Source organism: Paracoccus sp. MC1862, assembly GCF_016617715.1.
In the GTDB taxonomy this organism is placed as follows: Bacteria; Pseudomonadota; Alphaproteobacteria; order Rhodobacterales; family Rhodobacteraceae; genus Paracoccus.
Map to the genome: position 1 here is coordinate 1,459,856 of NZ_CP067225.1, position 16,303 is coordinate 1,476,158.

Sequence of the window (16,303 nt, forward strand, 5' to 3'; positions counted from 1 at the left end):
CCATGCCCCGTCTTCTTTCGCGCCGCGCCACCTTGGGCGGGCTGTCCACCCTGGCGCTGACCTCGGCCTGCGGCGGCGGGCCGAAGCCCCCGGGCTCGGTCGATCTGGCCATATCGGGGCAGGCGGGGGCGAATCCCGGCCCCGGTGGCGACGACCGTCCGCTGACGCTGCAGATCCTGCAGCTGCGCGGCACCGCCGCCTTCGACGCGGCCAACGCGCTGTCGCTGCAGGATCCCGCCACGGCGCTTGGGGCCGAGTTGGTCAAGGTCGAAACCGTCGCGCTGGCGCCGGGCGGGACGGCTTCGAAGACCCTGGTCCTCGACCCCTCGACCACGGCTGTCGGCGTGGTGGGCGGCTATCGAGACCCGGCCGGGAAGACGGTACGGGCCAAGGCCGCCGTCTCGCCCACCGACAAGGCCAGCTTTGCCGTGACGGTCGGGCCAAAAGGCGTGATGATGGCTCCGGCCTGAAAGGAAAAGCTCATGGCCGAAGGCAGTCGCGTCGTCTGGTCCGAGGGCCTGTTCCTGCGGCCGCAGCATTTCCAGCAGCAGGACCGACATATCGAGGGCGGTCTGCGGATGGTGCTGCGCGCGCAGCCACGGCAGGCTTGGGGCTTCGTCACGCTGCGGCTAGATGCGGCTGCGCTGGACGCGGGGCAGGTCGGCCTGACCGAGGCCGAGGGCATCCTGCCCGACGGCACGGCCTTCCGCATCCCCGCCGACTGCCCCGCGCCTGCGCCCGCGACGGTGGCGCGCGCAACGCCCGCGGGCGCGGTGCTGCTCGGGGTCGCGCCCCGGCAGCCGGGCGTCCCTGCGGTCGATCCTGCCCATGCCGAGGCGGGCGGGGCGCGCTGGCGCGGCGAATGGACGACCCTGCCCGACGAGATCCGCGGTGGAGCCGAGCCTGCCGAGGTCGAGATCGCCCGTCTGAACATGCGACTGATCCTGCCGGGCGAACCGACTCAAGGGGCGATAACCCTGCCACTGGCCGGGATCGAGGGACTGGCGGCCGATGGCCATGTCGCCCTGTCCGAGGGCTGGCTGCCGCCGGCGCTGACGGTGAGCGCTGCACCCTGGTATGCGGGGCTGCTGAAGGAATTGGTGACCGGGCTCGATCGCATCATCGAGGCGCAGGGGGCCATGGTGCTGGGCGGCGCCGGCCGCTCAGTCGAAAACCTGCTGATCCTTGAACTGGCCAATGCCGCGCGGCCACGGCTGCAGCACCTGCTGGCGCAAGATCTGGCGCATCCGTCCGACCTGTTCGCGGAACTCGCCGGACTTGCCGGACAGATGGCAACCTATGGGTCGTCCACGCGAGGGCTGTCGCCCCTGCCCGACTACGACCATGCCAATCCGCAGCCGGCCTTTGCGGCACTGACCGACGCGCTGCGCTCGCTGATCCTGTCGCTCCGCCACGTTGAGCCGAAGTCCCGCGCCCTGCCAGTCGCGCGCCACGCCCAGAACGTCTGGAAGGTCCGCATCGACAACCCCGACATGCTGCGGACCTGTCGGATCGTGCTGCGCGTGGGTTCCGAGATGTCGGACGAAGGACTGATGCAGTTGTTCACGCGGCAGGTCACCGTTGGCGCGGCGGATGAATTCGAGACGCTCTGGACCTCGCGCCTGCCCGGCATCCCGCTGAAGCCGCTGCATTCGCAGCCGCGCGAGATCCCTTACGACGGCGACCGGCTGTGCCTTGAACTGGATCGCAAGTCCGAGCACTGGGCGCGGCTGCAGACATCGCCCGGCTTCGTGCTGGGCGTTTCGGGCAAGCTGGAACGCGAGCCCGAGATCGACTGCTACGCGATCAGCAGATAGGAGGGCGGCAATGGGCCATCAGGACGATCCCTTCGGCCTTGGCGACCCCGGACGCACCCGCATCCGCCCCATCGGCGCGGGCCGGCCACTTGCCGAGGCACAGCCTCCGATCGCCGCCGGATGGAAGGCGACCGGTTCCTCATGGCAGGCGGGCTCCGACGCCGCGCCGCGCGCGCGGCGCGGACGGGCCCATCCCAATCCGCTGGTCGCCGCGCATGCAACGCTCCTTGAACTCGCGCCCGAACTCGAGCGGGCCAATCCTCCTGACCGACCCGAGGCGCTGCGGGCGCGACTTCAGGCCGTGCTGATCGAGGGACGGGAGGCCTCGGTCGCGGCGGGGATGCCACTGGCCCGCGCCGATCAGGGCGCCTGGTTCGTCGCGGCGCTGCTGGATGATCTCGCGCTCAATACGCCTTGGGGAGGACAAAGCGGCTGGCCGCGCCAGCCGCTGGTCACGCAGATGAGCGGCGAGGTCGATGCCGGCACCCGCTTCTTCGACCGGCTGGAGACGTTGATGCGCAATCCGGTTGCCGAACGCGACCTGCTGGAACTTGCCTGGCTCTGCCTGTGCCTGGGCTTTCGCGGCAAGTATCGCGTCCAAGGCAGTGCGGGCGAAGGCGCGCTTGTGGCGTTGCGGAGCCAGATCGCCCGGCTTTTGCGCGACCCCGAGCGCGAGGCGGCGCCCCTTGCGCCTCACGGTGCAGGGGTAGAGGCGCCTGACGTGCCTCGGAGGTTCACGATACCGCTGTGGACATTGTGGCTGACGGCGCTGGCACTGGCGCTGGCCATCCATGCCGGCCTCTCCATGCGATTGTCGCATCAGGCGCAGGAACTGTTCGTGCAGGCTTCGGCCCTGCCGCCGCCCGATCGTGCCCCCATCTTCCGGCCGCTGCGCCGAACCGACGCCGAGCCCCTGGTCCTGACCGGCCCCGTTGTCGACCCCCTGCTGCCGGAGTTCGAACGCGCCGTGCCAACGGCGCTGCGCTCCGCCCTGCAGGGACGCGAGACACCGGGGCTTGCCGTGCTTGTCGTGCAGGCCAGCGATCCCGAACTGTTCCGTTCGGCCAAGGCGGTGATCAATCCCACCTACCAGCCGCTCATTGACGCGATCGGCCGGACCATCGTCGCCAATCTGCACCGGATCGGCGGAGTGGCGGTCAGCGGCCACACGGACAACGTGCCGGTGCAGCGCTCGAACCCCTTCGCCTCGAACCAGGGACTGTCCGAGGCCCGAGCCGAGAACATCGCCAAGGCCCTGGCGGCCGCCGGCGTTCCGCCCGAGCTGCTCAGCGCCGCCGGCCGCGCAGACGCCGAGCCGGTGGCCGACAACACCACCCCGCAGGGTCGCGCCCGCAACCGCCGGATCGAGATCCGGATCGAGAAGAGGCAGTGATATGCGTGTCCTGAAGGCCATGTTCCGCTTTTTGCTCTCACGCGGACTGTGGACCTTCCTGGGCCTTGCCCTGCTGGCGGCCGGGGTGTGGTTCTACGGGCCGCTGGTTTCGATCGGCGGTGCCGTTCCCCTGGAAAGCGCGGAAGTGCGCGCCATTGTCATGGGCACGATCCTTGTCCTGTGGCTGGTCATCCTGCTGATCGGGCAGATGCGCGCCGCACGGCGCAACCGGATGTTCGTCACCGAACTGGCCCCGCCCGCGCCCGCGTCCCCGACCCCCGATGCCGCGGCCGAGATCGGCAGCAAGTTCCAGGACATCCTGGCCACCCTGGGCCGTTCGCGCTTGGGCAAGCGACGCTTCCTGCGCGAGATGCCCTGGTATGTCATCATCGGCCCTCCCGGCACCGGCAAGACCACCGCGCTGCGCCAGTCCGGGCTGAAGTTTCCCATCGCCCTGGACGACGACCTGAAAGGCGTCGGGGGCACGCGCAACTGCGACTGGTTCTTCACGGAAGAGGCGGTGCTGGTCGATACTGCGGGCCGCTATACCGACCAGTCCAGCGAGCCCGAGCGCGACGCGGCGGAATGGGCGGGTTTTCTGGACCTGCTTAAGAAGCATCGCGGCCGGCGCGCGCTGAACGGGGTGATCGTGGCCTTGTCGCTGGACGAGATTCTGGGCCCCGAAGACGCTCTGCGCCATCATGCGCGCGAAATCCGCAAGCGCCTCACCGAAATTGGCGAACGGCTGCAGATGCAGCTTCCGGTCTACCTGATGCTGACCAAGGCCGACCGGTTGCCCGGCTTCGAGGCCTTCTTCGGCGCGCTGAACTCGCGCGAACGGGCGCAGGTCTGGGGCGCCACCCTGGCCGTGGACCAGCAGCCCGAACCCGAGGCGATCGTCCGCGAGTTCCGCAGCCTCGGAATCGTGCTCGAAGGCCGCCTGGATGCGCGGCTGGCCGAGGATGCCGACCTGCCCGAGCGCGCCGCGATCTTCCGCTTCCCGGCCGAGTTCGAACGCCTGGAGCCGCGCCTGCGGTTGCTGATCGACACCACCTTCGGGGAAAGCCGCTATGAGCAAGCGCCCTGGCTGCGCGGTTTCTATCTGACCTCGGCCACGCAGGAGGGATCGCCCCTTGACCGGATGGTGGCGGGAATTGCCGCAGGTTTCGGCCTGGCCCCGGCGCCGGCCATCCATCGTGCGCTGGGCGAGCGGCGGTCGTTCTTCCTGCACGATCTTCTGGCCGGTGTGATCTTCGGCGAGGCGGGGCTGGCGCTGTTCGATCCCCGGGCCGAAGAGCGCCGGACATGGATCTGGCGCGGCTCGGCGGCGGTGGCGGCGCTGCTGGTCCTGCTGGCGGGATTGGCCTTCCTGGTCAACTTCACCCGCCAATCCGGCGCGGTCGCCGACCAGGCAAGCCTATTCGCCGACCTGTCCGGACGGCTGGCCAACGCCGCCTCGCGCCAGGCTCCAACCGAGCCCCTCGACCTTCCCGTGGCGCTGGACGCGGTGACCCGGATCGCGGCCGCGCGGGCCGAGGTGCCGGGGGGACCCTTGGCGCTGATCGGCCCCTCGGCGATGGCCGAGATCGCGCGCGCGAGCGATCTTGCCTACGAGCGGGGTCTCCGGAACCTTCTCGAGCCGCGCATGGTCGCCTTTCTTGAAGCAACCATGTGGCGACAGATCCGCGATCCCGATTTCCTGCTGGGTGCGACGAAGGCCTATCAGATGCTGACCGGGCTGGGACCCTATGACAGGGTCTGGCTGGCAGACTGGTGGCAGCAGGTTCTGCCCGGGTTTGCCGCCGAGCCGCTGTTTCCGACCGAGGCCGCCCGCGCCCATCAACTGGCCGCGCTGGAGCGTCTGGGAACCGACGAGACGCGCATCGCGGCTGATCCCGAACTGGTCGAGGCCGCCCTGCAGACGATCTGCACCGTGCCGCTGTCGGTGCGCGCCTATCGCAGCCTGAGGTCCGAGCCCGAGATCACCGGCCTGCCCGTGTGGATTCCCGCAGAAAAAGCCGGTCCGATGGCGACGCAGGTCCTGACGCGGCTGTCCGGCCAGACCCTGCGGCAGGGCATTCCGGGGGTTTTTACCTGGCAGGGTTTCCATGCTGCGGTCCTGCCGCTGCTGCCGGTGACTGCAGAGGCGGCTCTGCACGACCGCGAGGTCTTTGCCGGGGGATGTGCGGAAAGCTCGGATGCCTCGGCCGAGACGCTGCAAGCGGACATGATGAAGCTTTACCAGGATGATTTCATCAGCCAGTGGGACAGCTTCCTGCGCGACGTGCGGCTGGCGCCGATCCCGGACCTGGCGACCGCGACCGCCAGTCTCAAGGATCTCGCCAGTCCCGACAGCACGCTGAAGAGGCTCTTGAACGCTGTGGTCGCCGAGACCGACCTGACCCGCCCGCCCGAGGAAGGCAGCGCCCCGGAGATCGATCCCGGCGTGCTGAAGAAGATGGCCGGCCGACTTGGCCTGGGCAAAGCCGCGAAGATCGGCACCAAGGTCGCAGACGTGGCCGGGGACCGGGGCGGGGCCGCCCCCCCGCCGCCCGGCGCCGAGATCGCCCGCCATTTCGCGCCGCTGAAGGCGATCGTGACCGAGGTGGACGGCAAGCCGCCCCTGATCACGGATGCGGAGGCCGCTCTGGGCGCCCTCTCCAAGGAACTGCTGAGCGTCCAGGCAAGCCCCGATCCGCAGGCGGCGTTGCTGTCGCGGGGCGGCCTGCCGCAACTGACCGGAGACCTGCGGAATGTCGCGGCCACCCTTCCCGACCCGGTGAACGCATGGCTTGCCTCGATTGCCGGCGATACGATCAGCGTCACGCGCGAGGCGATCGTCGCCCAGTTGAATGCACGCTTCCGGGCCGATGTGCTGCCCTTCTGCCGCATGGCGACGGCGGGGCGCTATCCCTTTGACCCCGGCGCCATCATCGACGTGACCGTAAGTGATTTCCAGCAGCTTTTCGGCCCCGGCGGCCGCTTCGATAGCTTCACCAACGACACGCTGGCCCCCTATGTGGACACAAGCGTGCGGCCTTGGCGCTGGCGGACCGATCTGGGCCTGAACGCCCGCACTCTGGCGCCCTTCGAACAGGCGCGCACGCTGCGGGACGCCCTGTTTCCCGGCGGCGCGGGTCCGGTCCTGGCCTTCACGCTGGAGGCCAAGGACCTGACCCCGAACGCCGCACGGGTCACGCTGGACGTGGACGGTCAAAGCATCGTCTACTTCAACAACCCCACTCGCCCCGTGCCGATGACCTGGCCCGGCAAGGACGGTACCAACCTGATCTCGCTGAGCTTCACTCCCTTGGACGGATCAGGCGAAGCGTTGATCACCGAAACCGGCGCCTGGGCCTGGTTGCGGCTGATCCGGAAGGCCGGGCTTGCGCCGACAGCGCAACCCGAAGTCTTCGGCCTGCGTCTTGCCGTAGGTCCTTATGCCGCAAGCTTCGAACTTCGGGCGGCTTCGGTCGAAAACCCGTTCGACCTCGGGATGTTCGGGGCTTTCCGATGCCCGGACACCTTCTGAACACACAGGCAGGCTTCTGGGGCAAACTGCCGGTTCGCGGCGATTTCGTCGGCCGTGGCCTGCCCGGGGGTTTTCGACGCCGCTGGGACGCCTGGGCATCTGCCCATCTCGCCCGCCGTACCGACTGGCCGCAAGGCGGGCTGCGGCTGCGGATCGAGGGCGGGAAGCGCGCCGCGGCGGGGCTGGTCCTGCCCTCGGCGGACCGGATTGGGCGGCCGTTTCCCCTGGCCCTGTTCCTGCTGGCCGACGCCCTGCCCGGCGTGCCGGCGCTGGAGCCCTGGTGCGAGGCCGCGCTGGCCGCCACGGCGGAAGCGGAGCCCGAGGCGCTGGGCAGGGCCCTGGAGCGTCTGCCCTTGCCCGATGGCGCGCCTGAAGATGGTCCGCCGCTGCTGCTGTGGCGACGCGGCCTTGCTCCGGTTCCGGCCGACCCCTGGGGGCCAGAGCAGGCGCTGGCCGCAGTCTTCAGTTCAGATTGATCTTCGATCCCTTGATCGTCGTCTCGCCACGGGCCTGAACGTTGATGGCGCCCGATCCCTTCACGGTGATGTCCTTGCCCTCGATGGTTATGGTGCCATCATTCTTCAGCACGATGGCCGATGAGCCGCAGGTGATCGCGATCGACTCGGCCGCGACGATCGCCAGCGTAGCGCCTACGTCCAAGGCCATCTTGCCGGTGACCTTATGGCCCTCGTCACCGCCGACCTGCGTCGCCCGCTTGCCGGTGATTTCCAGCGCCGCGTCGCCGCCGACCTTTTCCCCGCGGTTGCGGGTGATCGAGACGCTCTCGTTGCCTGTCACGCCGACCGTGCGGTTGCCGCCAATGGTCCATCCGTCGTCCGACGTGATCGCATGCGTCTGCCCCGCCATCACGGTCACGGCCCGCTGCCCGACGATGGTGTTGGTCTGCGCCGCCCCGACGCTGCGGGTTTCGCTGGCGATCACGCTGTCCACGCGGGCCGCCATGACGGTGACGGTCTGGGTGCTGCCCACTGTCTGGGTGTGGGTGCCGTCGATGCTTTCCGTCGAGCTTGCCGCGACATGGATCGTTTCGGTGGCGCCGACATCGAGGCTGCGATGGGCGCCGACCGTCTCGGTGTCGTCCGCGCCGATGGAAACGGTGCGGTTCGCCTTGACGCTGGTGAACTTGTCGTTGCCCACGCTTTCGCGCCGGTCGTTGCCGACGGATTGCGTGGCGTCGTTGACGACATCCTCGATCCAGTCATGGCCGATGCTGCGGGTCTCGTCGTTCTTGATCAGTTCGTTATGGTCCTTCTGGGCCTGGAAATATACCTCCTCGGCACCCGCCTTGTCCTCGAAGCGCAACTCGTTCCAGCCTCCTCCGCCCGGAGAGCTGCTCGACTTCCAGCCCGACTGCGTGGCGCTGCCGGGCAGGCCATAGGGGGGGATCTGCTCGGCATTGTAGACGCGGCCGGTGATGATAGGGCGGTCGGGATCGCCGTCGAGGAAATCGACGATCACCTCCTGCCCGATGCGGGGGATCTGGATGAAACCCCAGCCCGAGCCGGCCCAGCTCTGGCTGACGCGCACGAAGCAGCTAGAATGGGCGTCGCGGGCCCCCTTGCGGTCCCAGAAGAACTGCACCTTCACCCGGGCGTGCTCGTCCGTATGGATCTCGGCCCCGGCAGGGCCGACGACCACCGCGGTCTGCGGCCCACGCATGGGCCGCCGCGACGTGCGCCGTTCGGGCCGAAAAAGGATGCGGGCGGGCGCACATGTCAGGGTGACGCGGTAGCCAAGGGGGTCGCCGTCGTCCGCACGCGCGCGCTGTCCGGCGCGCACCTGTTCGTCCCACATCCGATAGCTGGCCCGCAGCACCAGATGGGCCGCGTTCTCTGCCTCGCGCGGGAAACCGGCGAGGGTGAAGCGCCGCCCGGGGCCCAAGGGGCGCGCGGTCCCCTCGGCCCGGACCCGCTCGAACCCGGCCTGCGCCTCCTCCAGCCGAATGCCGGCCAGCCGGTCGCCGCGCCCGACGTCCAGATGGCGGCCGGGATAGAGATAAACTTCGCGTCGATCGCCGACATGGCCCTCGGGGTTGCTGGCCTTGATCAGGAGGTCCGCCGAGGGCTTAAGGAAATCGTAATCGGTCTGCGCAAATGCACCGATCCGCACCGAGGCCCGGGGCACCCAGCCGGTCAGGTAGTCCCCCTCGCGCGGGGCGGTCGGGCTGTCGGGCTCATAAGCGATCTCGTCGGCGCCTGGCGCAGGCTTCATCGCGGCATTGGCATCGGCCAGCACGGCGACATGGCCGTTTTCGGAATGCTCGAAAAAATAAAAGATCCCCTCCTCCTCCATCAGCCGCTGGAGGAAGTCGAGGTCGCTCTCCTCGAATTGCACGCAATAGTCCCGCGGCGCATAGCTGCCATCCAGCCGCTTTTCCGTGACGACATCGGGATAGGCGCGCAGCACCTCCTCGATGATGTCGGGGACCGACAGGTTCTGGAAGATGCGGTTGTCGGTCGCAAGGCTGGCGAACCACAGAGCCGGGCGCAGCAGCAGCCGGTAGAAGGCGAAGTCGTCGCGGATCTCGGCCAGCCCGAACTCGGCGACATGGCCGTCGAAATGCCGCGGCTCGCTGTCTTCGGGCCCGGCCACGGTGATGGTGGCCCGAGTCCCCAGGACGCTCGCGGCCTTCAGGTCCAGCGTCTTGGCCGAAATGCGCAGATCGAAGGCGAAGGGGGTCGAGACCTCCTCCTCGCCCTCCATGCGCTCAAAGCTGAAGGACTCGCTGATGGCGGGAATGGCGACGGTGATCTCGCGGGCGGATGACATGCTGACCTCCTGCGGCCGGACCCGGGACCGAGACCGCAGGTCTTGCCGGATCTCTGGGTCCAGTATGCCGCAAGGCGGGCGAAGTAGCGAATGATTACAGCACCTGCGGACAGGCAAGGCCCCGGGCCAGCTGTCGGGTGGACAGGGGGTTGGCCGGACGGTCGAAGGTCATTTCCAGAAACAGCCGGGCGCCCCCGATGCGCAGGTCGATCAGGAAGCGCAGGCCCCCGTCGCGTTCGCGCAACCGCAAGGGGCTCAGCAGGCGCAGCAGCCCCCAGGGACCGGGTTGCTCCAGACGCGCCGCTCCCTCGGGCGTCGAGAAATCGACGCTGATGCCCTCGGCCGCTCGTGGTCCTGGCCAGTCAAGAAGCAGGTTCTCGCCCGCTGCCCCTAGCGGTCCGCCCTGTCCGCCCAGGACCAGCGTGGCGCGGCCGCGTTCGGCCAGCGCCGCGGCGGTGATCCGCGCGCCTGGCGCAAGCGCCGCCCCCACGGCCAGCGCATGCTGAAGGAAGACGGCGCTGTCAGGGTCCAGACCGGCCAAGCGGGCCTCGGGCTTCCAGCGCCAGCTTGCGGCCTCGCGATCCAGCAGGTCGGCATGGGCACCCAGGAAACGGTCGATGCCGCCGCCTGGACCAAGCAGTGCCGCCACGGCCGCGGGATCGGCATCCGGACCTTCGGAAAAGGGAAATCGGCCCGCCAGTGCCGACGCGCAAAGCGGCAGCACCTGGGTCTGCCATGCGCGGGTCACGGGATTGGTCAGATCGCTGACCTCGGCCGCGGTGCTCTCGGCAAAGGTGTCCTCGACCAGCCGTCCGATCAGGGGCGGGGCGTCGCGCAGCGCCTCGATCGACCGCACCCGGCCCTGCGCCGTCAGCAGGCGCCGCTGCGCGTCCGCGGCATCGCTGTCCATCGCGCCCAGCGCCACGTTCAGTTCGGCGAACCGCGCCGCGATCCGGGCAATCCGGCCAGTCTCGACATACTGGATCTCGGGGCCGAACCGCACGGCGATGGCCAGTTGCAGGGGATGGGGACGCGTGCGGTCCGTGCCGCCCGCCTGCCGCCACACCTCGGCAATCAGCGCCTTCAGCGGAGAGTCAGGCTGCGCCAGCGCCCCCGACACCAGCACCGCCCGCCGACGATCGTCGAACGAGCGCAGCCGCAGGTCGGCAAGCCAGGCCTCCCATCGGTCCAGGGTGGCCGCCTGTAGCAGGGCCATAACCTGATCGGGACTGTCATTGGCAACCAGGAGAGGATCGGAGAACAGCCGTTCCGCGGCCCTGCGTGCCGCCTCGACCGCAAGGCCTGCGCCGCGAGAGGCCGCCATGTCCCAGCCGGCAGCGGTATAAAGCCCCGGCAGAGGTGTTCCAATGGCCCGCCCCGATCGCCGCTCGGCGATTGTGCCCAGCGCCGGCACTGCGTCGAGCGGGGACCACGCCGGCAGGGCAGCCGCTTGCGGCGACCGGCTCAGTTCCAGATAGGCGCGAACCGGCTCGGGCGCCTCGGCCGCAAGATCGCGCGCCTGGGCCAGCAACTCGGCGTCCGGTCCCGGGATTTTGGTTTCCGGGCGGGTAAGCAGGGCCAGAACATGCGGGGCAAGGCCCGTAAGCACCGGCTGGGCCGCCGCGCGATCCTCGGCCCAGCCGGCCAGCCACGAAGGGTGCCAGTCCATCGCCCCGGAGAGCACGGACCAGGCACGCACCGTGTCATAAGCGGCCGCCGGCTCGCCCTCGCTGGCCAGTGCCATCCCGATGGCTATCCCAAGCACCCTTGGAAGATGACGGGCGCGCAACTCGGCCAGCGTCGCGGCGGCGCGGCGGCCGGCATCCCGACCCGTCAGACCCGCCCAAGGCCTCAGCCGAACCTCGGACATACCGGCCGCAACCTGCCGAGCCGCAAGGTCCACACGATCCAGACGGGCGGCGAGATCGGGAAAGACCGCATCGCGATCGAGACCCGCCGCGATCAGTTCGGCCTGAAAGATCCGCTCCAGCGCCCGTCCCTGCGTGCTCTCGACCCAGAACGCCCATCCGACGGCCACCATGATCCATGCTCCGACCAGAACGGCCACCATCCCCCACCAGCCCGCCGGCAGGTCGCGGTCAAGCACCTGCCGGCGGGCCTCGATCCGTGCCAGGCAGTCGTCGATCAGCGCACGCACGGGGTCCAACCCCGGCCCGCCGCGCCGCAGGATCTCGGCCAGGGCGACACTGTCGATTGCCCCAAGGCTCCGGGCGGCTCCCTGCCAGCCGGACAGCGCGAGGTTGGCCGCGCCGGCATCCTCCAGCAGCAGCGCCAGCGCGCCGCGTGCCGCGGCCACCGCCTGCGGCGGCAGGCCATGGCGCAGCGCGTCGGTCTCGAACCGTTCCAGCAGTACGCGGGCTTGGGCGACCAGCGCGCCCCTGTCCTCGGCCACCACCGGCAAGCGGTCGGCATAGGCCAAGACCGGCCGGGCCAGCCGCTCGATTGGAGCGCCTACAGCTTCCCCTCGGCCTGCCATTTCCGCAGCATCTCCTCGCCGACCTCGAAATGCATGGAATCCTCGCGGCTGTTGTAGGCCGCACCCCAGAACCAGCCCTCCTCGTTGAAGTACTCGGCCAGGATCAACAGGCCGAATTGCGTGCCCCCATCTGCAAAGGGATCGAGCTGTCCTTCCAGGGTGATGTCGATGGCCGTCCCCCAGGAGTGGTTCGAAATCGAACGGTTCGAGCCCCGGATCAACCGGGCACAGAGCGCGCCGGCCGTGCCCAGCTTGGCATGGATGTCGGGATCGCTTTCCTTCAGCCGGGCAAGCACCCGCTCCAGGCTGTCGAGCGCCGGGGTCAGCATGGTGACGGTGATCGGCCCCACCTGCCGCGTCTGCAGCAGCGCCTTGAGGCGCGGATTGGTCACCGGCTGGCAGGACGTGCCATAGCTGTTACGCGGCTGCCCCAGAATTGCCAGCATGGTAGAATTGCGCGGCTGGGTGATGCCCTTGTTGAAACGGGCCTTGGCCAGCTTCATCTGTTCAGTCAGGGCCTCGGTCGGGGGTTGCTCGAAGTTCTCGTCGCCCAGATCGGATGGCACGGGATCGACAGAGGGCCCAGGCTGAACCGCGGGCACCACCGGAGCGCGGTTTGCCACGAGGCTGAGATCGTCGCGCAACTGCGCCAGATCGGCGCGCAGGCCCAGCCTTTCGGTCCGGGCTGCCGCAAGCTCCTCGCGCAGGGCTGCCAGTTCGACCTCTTGCCGCGACAGGCGCAGTTCGATGCTCTGGTCGGCGCTGTCCAGCAGCCATGTCGTGACCGCAAAGGCGATGGCGCCGATGACAACGCCGATTGCGACGATGATCGGCGCGGCCAAGGTACCGGCGGGCGCGGGGCGCAAGGCGCGCGGCACCGGCCGGGCACGCGCCGGCGTGGCGGGACGCCGCCCCTTGTCATTGTGCCGAGATGTCGATGACGATGACTGAAACATTGTCGGGCGCCCCTTCGGCGAGCGTCTGGCGCAACAGCCGGGCGCAGGCGGCATCGGCGGGCGTTCCTTTTTCCGGCGCGGCATCGGGAAGGGTTGCATTCAGCGCCTCGGTCAGCGCGGCGTCGGGCAGCACATGCGTCAAGCCATCCGAGCAGAGCATCAGCCGGTCCCCCCCGGCCAGCGCAAGCGCCTTGAATTCGGGCTCGCCCCCCGTTCCCACGGCTCGCGTGACGACATTGGCCTGCGGATGGGTCCGTGCTCCCTCGGGCGTCAGGCTGCCCCCATCGACCAGCTCCTGCACGACGGAATGGTCGCGCGTCAGCCGGACCAAGCGACCGTCCCGCAGCAGATAGGCGCGGGCGTCCCCGGCCCATGCAAGGGTCGCCCGCCCCTCCCGGATGACGGCGGCCACCGCCGTTGCCCCGATCGTCCGTCCCTCGTCCCGGCCGCGCGCCATGATGTCGGCATCGGCCTGCGCAAGTCGCGCAGCCAGGGCCGGGGCCGCTTCCTCGTCGTCGCGGATGGTTTCCAGCGCCGCGATCACCCGTTCGGACGCATAGGCCCCCAGGGCATGCCCGCCCATGCCGTCGGCAACCGCCCAGACCCGGCCTGAGAGGTCTACCAGGATCGCATCCTCGTTCCGGTCGCGGACTTGGCCACGATGGGTCAGCCCCGCCCCCCTGGCCCGTAGTTCACCGCGGGCCGCGCGGCCGCTCACCGGATGATCCTTCGCAAGCACGGCATCGATCCCCTATCGGAACGGATCAATTGAAAGCGTCTCCATTCTAGCGTAGAATTCATTCACCGAGGCGCAGTTTTTTCATGGTGGTTGCCATGTCGTTGCCTGCTCAGGTGCTGTCTGTCGTTCTGTGCTTCCTCGCCGTGCCGGTTTCCGCACAGGAGTTGACCGACGCGCAGATCCTGCAGCGCTTCGAGGCGCAGCGGGACATGTACCGGACTACCCTGAGCGGTCAAAAGACCCGGGGTCTGGACATGATCGTCGTGCCGCCCGATCCCGCCGCCCCTGCGGCGGCCGCCGAAGCAGAGACGATCCGGTCCGAGGCGACCTTGGCTGGGACAACGCAAGATACGGGCGGCACGGTCGTCTTCGCCCAGTTCGCGCCCGAGTTGCAGGTGAATGTCGCCATCCGCTTTGCCTTCGACTCGGCGAGCATCGCCCCGGATCAGCGTCCGGCACTGGAAAGAATGTGTTCGATCATGCGGCAATCCGATGTGGGCCTGTTCCGCATCGTTGGTCACACGGACGCGAAGGGCAGCGACAGCTATAACGAGAACCTGTCACGGTTGCGGGCCGAAGAGGTTCGTCGCTGGCTGATCCGCGATTGCGGCATCGCTGAGACGCGCCTGCAGGCGCTTGGAATGGGCAGGCGGTTCCTGGCGAATCCCGTCGATCCGGCTGCGGCCGAGAACCGCCGCGTCGAGTTCCAAGCCCTGAGTTGAGCCCGCCGCGCAGGCTGCCGGAGGCTGCGGCGCAGTGCCCATGAATCATTAGGCGTGGGCCGGAGATTGTGATAACATCGGCGTTACCTGACAGCTTGAGAGGTAAGCCCGTGGCCTTCTCGACGCACAGCATCCCCCTTTCTCGGTCGACCCTGATGATGGGGTTGCTTGGCGCGGGTCTGCTGGCGGGCACGGCACTGGCACAGACAGCCGCGCAGGTTACCCAAGACAGCTATCAGCCGCCCATGCAGCGTATGACCGGATCGCTGGTCTTCAGCGGTACGCCCGGCCTCGCGCCGCCGCCCGGGTCCGAGTCGCTCACGATCCGGCTTGCCGATGTCAGGGTCGAAGGCGCCCTGCCCGGCAGCGAGGCCGAAGTCGGGGCCCTGCGCGAGCGGCTGACGGGCAAACGGATCGTGGTGGCCGACATCTTCGCCGCCGCCTCGGATCTCGAGGCGGCTTATGCGCGCATGGGCTATGTCCTGTCGCGCGTCGTGATCCCCGAGCAGACCCTGGAGGACGGCGGCTCGCTGCGCCTGACGGTCGTGAACGGCTTTGTCGAACGGGTGGATACCAGTACGGTGCCCGAGCCGCTGCGGGCCCGGCTTGATGCCTTGACCACGCCGTTGGTCGACCGACCATCGCTGCGCCTGCCCGACATCGAGCGGCGGCTTCTGCTGGCTGGGGACATGTTTGGCGTGTCCCTGGGATCGGCGCTGTCGACGGGCGCCCGCCCCGGCGGTACCGTCGTCATCCTGAACCCTCAGTTCCGCTCGGTCACCGGTTTCGTCGGGCTGGACAACAGCTTCTCGAAGGACTTGGGCCGAGTGAACTTCAGCACGGGCCTCGAATTCAACAATCATCTCGGCCGGGGCGAGGTGTTCTACGTGCGCGCTTCTGGCAACCCCAGGCTGGGATCGGACAGCTACTTTGGCGACGGGCCGAAGCTGCGCACCCTTGCCGCCGGCGCGATCTTCCCGGTGGGGACCAACGGGCTGACCTTCGGCGTCGAGGGGGCCAATTCCCGAACCGGTCCGGACACCGGCGCCGTGGCCACGGATTCCGACTTCAACCGCCTGTCGTTCAGGCTGTTCTATCCGGTGATACGGTCGGTCAAGCGCAACATCTCGGTCACGGCGGCATTGGACATTCAGCAAGACCGGCAGGATCTGGAAACCATTGCAGGCGACATTCCCCTTTACGAGGATCGCACGCGGGTCCTGCGCCTGACGGGCGAGGGCAACTGGCAGTTGTCGGACAGCAGCGTGCTTCGGACGGGGGCAATTCTGTCAGTCGGACTTGACGCGTTGGGCGCGCGTTCCGCAAGCGATGCGACCCCTGACAGGCCGCTTTCGACCGGGGGAGCCGACGCGGACTTCCAGAAGCTGGAACTGTCCTTCAGCTACGCTCGCGATTTCCGCCAAGACTGGAGCCTGTCGCTGGCGGGACAGGCGCAAACGTCATTCGGCACGCCCCTGCTGTCCAGCGAACAATTCGGCATAGCCTCGACCGAAGGGCTGTCCGCCTTCGACCTGGGCGACCTGACGGGAGATTCCGGCTGGTTCGTCCGCAGCGAAGTCGCCCGCAACTTTCCCGTCCAGCGCGCAGGCAGCCCGCTGATCGTCAGTCCCTACCTGTTTGCCGCCGTGGGGATGGTCGATCTGGAAAGCCCGACCCTGGACGAGGCGTCCAGCATCAATGCCACTTCCTTCGGAATCGGTGTCGATGTCCAGCTTCTCCGCGATCCCAACTACTCGTCCGCCTCCGTCAGGTTCGAATATGGCATAGGGAACAGGGACGATGATGACGATGACCCAGAACGGTTCACGATCGTCAGCTCCTACCGCTTCTAGGCAC

11 protein-coding genes are annotated in these 16,303 nt (G+C 68.7%); 7 read left to right on the plus strand and 4 right to left on the minus strand.

Going from position 1 to position 16,303, the window contains the following annotated elements:
* Window positions 1–2 precede the first annotated feature (2 nt).
* The 5 genes from tssJ to tagF are packed head-to-tail and all read left to right on the plus strand — an operon-like array spanning window position 3 to window position 7,218.
* A complete protein-coding gene (gene tssJ / locus JGR78_RS07335; RefSeq protein WP_234450907.1) occupies window positions 3–470 on the plus strand; it encodes a type VI secretion system lipoprotein TssJ in 468 nt (155 codons plus the stop codon).
* 12 nt (window positions 471–482) lie between these two features.
* Window positions 483–1,817: a type VI secretion system baseplate subunit TssK gene (gene tssK / locus JGR78_RS07340; protein ID WP_182805349.1), complete on the plus strand. Its 1,335-nt coding sequence runs from the start codon at window positions 483–485 to the stop codon at window positions 1,815–1,817.
* Window positions 1,818–1,827: 10 nt separating this feature from the next.
* The gene (gene icmH, locus JGR78_RS07345; protein ID WP_182805351.1) at window positions 1,828–3,210 is read left to right on the plus strand and encodes a type IVB secretion system protein IcmH/DotU; all 1,383 of its coding nucleotides are present in this window, start codon (window positions 1,828–1,830) and stop codon (window positions 3,208–3,210) included.
* A 1-nt stretch (window position 3,211) separates the two neighbouring features.
* Complete coding sequence (tssM, locus tag JGR78_RS07350) at window positions 3,212–6,742, plus strand: type VI secretion system membrane subunit TssM (protein WP_182805353.1); 3,531 nt, start codon at window positions 3,212–3,214, stop codon at window positions 6,740–6,742.
* The gene (gene tagF, locus JGR78_RS07355; RefSeq protein WP_182791125.1) at window positions 6,724–7,218 is read left to right on the plus strand and encodes a type VI secretion system-associated protein TagF; all 495 of its coding nucleotides are present in this window, start codon (window positions 6,724–6,726) and stop codon (window positions 7,216–7,218) included. The genes tssM and tagF overlap by 19 nt, the downstream gene beginning before the upstream one ends.
* Here the strand turns inward: tagF and JGR78_RS07360 are convergent.
* The 4 genes from JGR78_RS07360 to JGR78_RS07375 all read right to left on the minus strand — a co-directional run bounded on the left by JGR78_RS07360 (window position 7,205) and on the right by JGR78_RS07375 (window position 13,703).
* On the minus strand, window positions 7,205–9,532 hold the full coding sequence (locus JGR78_RS07360) for a type VI secretion system Vgr family protein (RefSeq protein ID WP_182805356.1): 2,328 nt from the start codon (window positions 9,530–9,532) through the stop codon (window positions 7,205–7,207). The genes tagF and JGR78_RS07360 overlap by 14 nt on opposite strands.
* A gap of 94 nt (window positions 9,533–9,626) precedes the next feature.
* On the minus strand, window positions 9,627–12,029 hold the full coding sequence (locus JGR78_RS07365; protein ID WP_182805358.1) for an ImcF-related family protein: 2,403 nt from the start codon (window positions 12,027–12,029) through the stop codon (window positions 9,627–9,629).
* Window positions 12,005–12,871, minus strand: coding sequence for a M15 family metallopeptidase (locus JGR78_RS07370; RefSeq protein ID WP_234450908.1), 867 nt, complete (start codon window positions 12,869–12,871; stop codon window positions 12,005–12,007). The genes JGR78_RS07365 and JGR78_RS07370 overlap by 25 nt, the downstream gene beginning before the upstream one ends.
* A gap of 76 nt (window positions 12,872–12,947) precedes the next feature.
* Window positions 12,948–13,703 (minus strand): PP2C family serine/threonine-protein phosphatase, encoded by a 756-nt coding sequence (locus JGR78_RS07375; protein WP_182791121.1) that lies wholly within the window; start codon window positions 13,701–13,703, stop codon window positions 12,948–12,950.
* 116 nt (window positions 13,704–13,819) lie between these two features.
* Here JGR78_RS07375 and JGR78_RS07380 point away from each other — a divergent pair, with 116 nt between their 5' ends.
* Complete coding sequence (locus JGR78_RS07380; protein WP_234450909.1) at window positions 13,820–14,446, plus strand: OmpA family protein; 627 nt, start codon at window positions 13,820–13,822, stop codon at window positions 14,444–14,446.
* Window positions 14,447–14,556: 110 nt separating this feature from the next.
* A complete protein-coding gene (locus tag JGR78_RS07385) occupies window positions 14,557–16,299 on the plus strand; it encodes a ShlB/FhaC/HecB family hemolysin secretion/activation protein (protein WP_182805363.1) in 1,743 nt (580 codons plus the stop codon).
* The last annotated feature ends 4 nt before the right edge of the window (window positions 16,300–16,303 follow it).

Bases quoted from the DNA above. Each gene is read 5' to 3' on its own strand.
- tssJ (WP_234450907.1), top strand. From the start codon at position 3: ATGCCCCGTCTTCTTTCGCGCCGCGCCACCTTGGGCGGGCTGTCCACC.
- tssK (WP_182805349.1), top strand. From the start codon at position 483: ATGGCCGAAGGCAGTCGCGTCGTCTGGTCCGAGGGCCTGTTCCTGCGG.
- icmH (WP_182805351.1), top strand. From the start codon at position 1,828: ATGGGCCATCAGGACGATCCCTTCGGCCTTGGCGACCCCGGACGCACC.
- tssM (WP_182805353.1), top strand. From the start codon at position 3,212: ATGCGTGTCCTGAAGGCCATGTTCCGCTTTTTGCTCTCACGCGGACTG.
- tagF (WP_182791125.1), top strand. From the start codon at position 6,724: ATGCCCGGACACCTTCTGAACACACAGGCAGGCTTCTGGGGCAAACTG.
- JGR78_RS07360 (WP_182805356.1), bottom strand. From the start codon at position 9,532: ATGTCATCCGCCCGCGAGATCACCGTCGCCATTCCCGCCATCAGCGAG.
- JGR78_RS07365 (WP_182805358.1), bottom strand. From the start codon at position 12,029: ATGGCAGGCCGAGGGGAAGCTGTAGGCGCTCCAATCGAGCGGCTGGCC.
- JGR78_RS07380 (WP_234450909.1), top strand. From the start codon at position 13,820: ATGTCGTTGCCTGCTCAGGTGCTGTCTGTCGTTCTGTGCTTCCTCGCC.